Source organism: Glaciimonas sp. GG7 (assembly GCF_052976905.1).
Genome location: NZ_JBRIIQ010000181.1, coordinates 1 through 3,577, shown reverse-complemented (window position 1 = coordinate 3,577; position 3,577 = coordinate 1). Strand labels below are relative to the sequence as shown.

The 3,577-nt window shown below is 56.1% G+C and carries 4 protein-coding genes; all 4 read left to right on the top strand.

Annotation, left to right across the window (positions count from 1 at the left end):
* Positions 1-246: 246 nt before the first annotated feature.
* A complete protein-coding gene (locus ACVBEF_RS20800) occupies positions 247-630 on the top strand; it encodes a hypothetical protein (protein WP_447121897.1) in 384 nt (127 codons plus the stop codon).
* A 493-nt stretch (positions 631-1,123) separates the two neighbouring features.
* Positions 1,124-2,197, top strand: coding sequence for an ABC transporter substrate-binding protein (locus tag ACVBEF_RS20795; protein ID WP_447121898.1), 1,074 nt, complete (start codon positions 1,124-1,126; stop codon positions 2,195-2,197).
* Between the two features lie 6 nt (positions 2,198-2,203).
* A complete protein-coding gene (locus ACVBEF_RS20790; RefSeq protein ID WP_447121899.1) occupies positions 2,204-3,037 on the top strand; it encodes an ATP-binding cassette domain-containing protein in 834 nt (277 codons plus the stop codon).
* The coding region (locus tag ACVBEF_RS20785) for an ABC transporter permease subunit (protein ID WP_447125808.1) at positions 3,034-3,577 on the top strand (544 nt) is incomplete at its 3' end. The genes ACVBEF_RS20790 and ACVBEF_RS20785, both read left to right, overlap by 4 nt.

The following is a 3,577-nucleotide window of genomic DNA, read 5'->3' as shown; positions in this document are numbered from 1 at the left end:
TCTCCGACTCAGTAGTTCTATGCCGAGTACCACGGACAAGCACGAATCGATGCTTGAACGCTTGGTTGTACGCTGTAAACCTGGGCCGTGTCATACGGCCTGGGCCCTAAGTTCGTCCTTTCTCAGGGCGGCATTGGCGAGGAAGCCTAGCGCTTGCTGGTTTATGGTTTGCAGCACCAGTCGTTCAACCTTGTCATTTGCCGCCCACCCCCGTCACCCGACGGGACCAGACTAAAGGATCGAACCGTGCCAAACACCAACGCCTCCCAAACCTCTCCCCACGCAGCACAGCAAACCCTCAGCGACGCTATCGACTGCGAACAGCAATTGTTCATCATGGAGCACGACGCCCGCAGCGCCAATCTCTCCAAAGCCATCGCCATCATTTTCAACCTGATCGAGGCCAATGACGCCTATCGCTCCCCGTCCCATCCCTCATTCGGCGATGCCAGCAAGCTCCCCATGAACATCGATGACGATACGGCATTGAAAGCCTTCATGCTCGATGCGATCAAACTTTCCGGCGAATATGCATTGCAACAAATCGAATGGCTGGAAGAACATCAGCGCACGCTACGCAAGGCCAGAAAAGCCGCCGTGGAAGATGCAGCCCGCGCTTGTTCTAAATAATCAATCGCGCTTACTGCAATGCTTTTTCCTGATGCGCTACGTCAAATTTGACTAGTTTTTTCGCCCTCATGACGAAAAAGACAAAAAAGTATCAGTCATTCATCATTTTAAAGGTAGTACTGCGGGGTGCGAGCGCCTAGACTCCATGCATAAACAATAACGCGACAACGCGATATGACGCCGGTTTAAAGGAGTTGATCTCCGCATAACCTGGCAACAATCAGCGATGCGCATAAGCAGGAGACAAAGGTATGACTTTCAATGCATCGCAGGGTGACACTCTGCTGGCCGCCTGTATCTGTAGCAACGCGCTGAGCGCTATGGATGCGGCGTGCCCCGTACCTCTTTTATTCCCATCTTGAGGAGATAGCCATCTCCTTAATTCTTTACCTCTTTTTGTAGTACCGGCCCTCCGTGCTTAGGATGGCCGCGCTTGTTTGTACTTGCTCAACCTTGTTTCACCAAACTAACTATAACTATATTGGAGATCACCATGCATCTACGCACCTGGAAGTTCACCTGCGCCGCCGCCGTCACCGTCTTACTGAGCACCAGCGCCGTCGCTCAGAGCATCGCCCCCGCCAAGATCGCCTTCCTGATGCCGGATCAATCGTCAACCCGCTATGAGCAGCACGACCATCCCGGCTTTGTGGCTGAGATGAAGAAGCTCTGCGCCGCTTGCGAAGTGCTGTATCAGAATGCGGACGGCGACGCTTCACGTCAGCAACAACAATTTAACTCGGTCATTTCTCAGGGTGCCAAGGTCATCGTGCTGGACCCGGTGGACTCGACCGCTGCCGTATCGTTGGTGAAAGCGGCGCAAGCCAAGGGCATCAAGGTGATTGCCTATGACCGCCCTATTCCGCAAGCCAAGCCAGACTTCTATGTCTCGTTTAACAACGAAGGCATCGGCAAAGCGATTGCTGATTCGTTAGTTGCGCACCTGAAAGCCGAGGGCGTCTCTCCTAAGGATGTGGGCCTGCTGCAAATCAATGGCTCGCCTACCGACGCGGCTGCCGGACTGATCAAGAAAGGTATCCATGCCAGCCTCGACAATAGCGGCTACAAAATTTTGGCTGAGTACGATACGCCTGAATGGGTGCCGGCCAAGGCACAGCAATGGGCCAGCGGTCAGGTTTCGCGCTTCGGCAAGAAGATCGTCGGCGTGGTCGCCGCCAATGACGGTACTGGTGGCGGTGCGATTGCCGCCTTCAAGGCTGCGGGTGTCAATCCTGTGCCTGCTGTATCGGGTAACGACGCGACTATCGCGGCCTTGCAATTGATCATTGCCGGTGACCAGTACAACACTATCTCCAAGCCTAGCGAAATCGTGGCAGCTGCCGCGGCCCAGACGGCGGTAAAACTGTTGGCTGGTGAAACGCCAAAAGCCGAACTCATGCTCTACGGCACGCCATCGCAATTGTTTGTCCCGGCTGTGGTCACTGCGCAAAACCTGAAAGCCGAAATCATTGACAAGATGGTCAGCGGCAAGCCGATCCAGACTGCTGCTGAGCTGTGCGTAGACCGCTATGCGGCAGGTTGCAAGAAACTAGGCATCATTCAGTAATCAACCATGACAGCCCAATCATTGCAACAACAGACATCCCCACGCGAATTAGTTCTGAGTCTGCGCGGGGTGTCCAAACGCTTTGGCGCAGTCTCAGCGCTGACCGATATCGATCTTGACGTCTATGCGGGAGAGGTGGTTGCCTTGGTTGGCGACAATGGCGCTGGCAAGTCCACGCTGGTCAAAATCCTGTCCGGCGTACATCAGCCGACCACAGGCACGATGACCTTTTGCGGCAAGCCGGTGGTCATGGCAGATCCGAGCGCCTCGCTGGCGCTTGGTATTGCCACCGTGTTTCAGGATCTCGCGCTGTGCGAGAACCTTGACGTGGTGGGCAATATTTTTCTGGGCAAGGAGCTCAACCCCTTCCAGTTGGACGAAGTCGCGATGGAGGTCAAGGCCTGGAAGCTGCTCAAGGAGCTTTCGGCGCGGATACCGAGCGTACGGATTCCGGTGGCGTCCCTCTCTGGCGGTCAACGCCAGACGGTGGCGATTGCACGCTCGTTGCTGCTGGAGCCGAAACTGATTCTGCTCGACGAACCGACTGCCGCGCTCGGCGTGGCGCAAACGGCTGAAGTGCTGGATTTGATTGAACGGGTACGCGCCAAAGGGCTGGCGGTCGTGATGATTAGTCACAACATGGAGGATGTGCGGGCCGTGGCCGATAAAATTGTCGTGCTACGCCTGGGCAAGAACAACGGCGTCTTCGCACCCGATGCGACTAATGGGGAACTGGTGAGTGCGATTACCGGGGCGTCGGACAACTCGGTATCACGGCGCTCGCATCGGCGCGAGTCTGAACGCAACATTCAGTCGGATCAACCACAGGATCAACCATGACCAGCCCTACCAACAACGCGGCACCAGCCGCAGCGCTACTAGACCGCAGCGATGAGCGCTATCAGGTCGCCAGCGGCTTCGGTGGCGCGATCCGTAGTTTCATCGACCGTATCCGCTCGGGCGATCTGGGGTTTCTGCCCGTCATCCTGGGTACGGCGATCATCTGGACCATTTTCCAGTGCATCAACCCGATTTTTCTATCGAGCAATAACCTCATCAACATGCTGTTTGATGCATCCACGGTCGGCGTCATTTCGCTGGGCATCGTCTGTATTCTGATGGTGGGCGAAATCGACCTGTCAGTTGGCTCGGTCAGCGGTTTCGCCTCCTCCATCGTGGGCGTGCTGTGGGTCAATCATGGCTGGCCGGTGGCGGTGGCGATTGCTGCTGCTGTGGCGACCGGGGCGCTGATCGGCTTGCTGTATGCGCAGATGTTTAATCGCTTCGGCATGCCCAGCTTTGTCTCCACACTGGCGGGCTTGCTGGCGATCGATTCGTGCTTGTCCGTGGTACTCGGCATAGAACTACTGAGTCGGAGAC